This window comes from Streptomyces sp. NRRL F-5126 (assembly GCF_000721265.1).
In the GTDB taxonomy this organism is placed as follows: domain Bacteria; phylum Actinomycetota; class Actinomycetes; order Streptomycetales; family Streptomycetaceae; genus Streptomyces.
Genome location: NZ_JOFZ01000033.1, coordinates 1 through 1,347, shown reverse-complemented (window position 1 = coordinate 1,347; position 1,347 = coordinate 1). Strand labels below are relative to the sequence as shown.

1 protein-coding gene is annotated in these 1,347 nt (G+C 68.9%); it reads right to left on the bottom strand.

The genetic code is table 11. The features are described from left to right. Positions 1–10: 10 nt before the first annotated feature. Complete coding sequence (locus IH48_RS0132090) at positions 11–1,186, bottom strand: ISAs1 family transposase (protein WP_037843953.1); 1,176 nt, start codon at positions 1,184–1,186, stop codon at positions 11–13. Positions 1,187–1,347 lie beyond the last annotated feature (161 nt).

Here is a 1,347-nt window from a genome sequence, read left to right as displayed (position 1 = left end):
CAGGGCTTGATCAAGTTCCGTTGAGGTCGGGCTTGTAGGTGATGCCCAGGATGGGGAGGGCTCGTTCGGGTTGGTCGCGGATGGCGCGGGTGGTCTTCGCGATGTTGGTTGCTTCGAGGGCTTTGAGGGCTCCGATCGCGAGGTTGCGGAGGGTGGCCATGGCGCGGGGTGCGTTGCCGGTGTGGACGGTGGAGGCGTCTTCGGCGAAGGTGCGGTCTCGGATGTGGTGCTGGGCTTCCACGGTCCAGTGTCCGCGCAGGTGGGAGGCGAGTTCGGCCGGTTTCGCCTGGTGGGCGTCGAGGCTGGTGACCGCGTAGACGGTCTCGCGGGTCTCCTTCCTGCCGGTTGCTTTGCGGCGACGGTGGACGCGGAGGGCGAGCTTCGCGTGGGGGAAGGCGATGCCGCCGAGGTTGTCGGCGATGGCGAGAGTCTTGATCGAGTGGGACTCGCGGCGGCCGTGTTCCTTGTTCGAGGCGGTGTGTTGGATGGCCACCGCGTGCCAGTCCAGACTGTGCAGCTGGGCCCAGGCGGTGGGCTGGTTGGGTTTGATCACGGCCACGTAGTGCGCCTTCTTGGTCTCGGCCAGCCAGGTGACGTTGGTCTTCACGGAGTGCAGCGCGTCGAAGGTGACCACGTCTTCTTCCAGGTCGAGCGGTGCAAGCAGGGGCTGGAAGTGCCGTGTCTCGTTGGTCTTGGAGCCGACCTCGGCCTGGGCGAGGGTGACTGGGCAGCCGTGGGTGACGGCGGACAGCAGGTGCCGGCGGGGCTGGTCCAGGCGGGCGGAGCCCCGCAGTGCCTTGCCGTCCACGGCGATCACCCGTCGCCTGCCCGGGGCTGCGGCGCTATGGCGGTGAGCCAGCCAGGCGCCCACGGCCGCATCGAGTGCGTCGGTGTCGAGACGCGCGAGGACCCTCCCGATCGCAGACCTGGACGGCGCATGCCGCCACCGCAGCAGGTGACGGCGCACGCCGAGCGCGGCGAGCAGCCCGGCGTCGGCGCGGGCGCCCCACTCGGCGAGTTCGTCGATGGTCCGGGCTCCCGAGACCGCGGCGGCCGCGCAGACCAGCAGGATCGCGGTCAGCGAGTACCAGCGGCCCCGCCGGGAGCGGGGATCGGGCACCGCCTCCAGGAAGATGCGCAGGTCAGATGTGTCGTCCGGAGGGAGCGGGCCCAACTTGGCCAACACGGCAGGGATCGGGGAAGATGAGACAGCGGACACGGGAACCCTTTTGATCACTTGGCTTAGACACCTGAATGATCACGGATCCCGTGTCCGCTCTGTCATCCGCCCCGACCTGCGGCATCTTCACGTCAGTTGGGCGATCCCGGGAACTCGCGCAAGCCCTG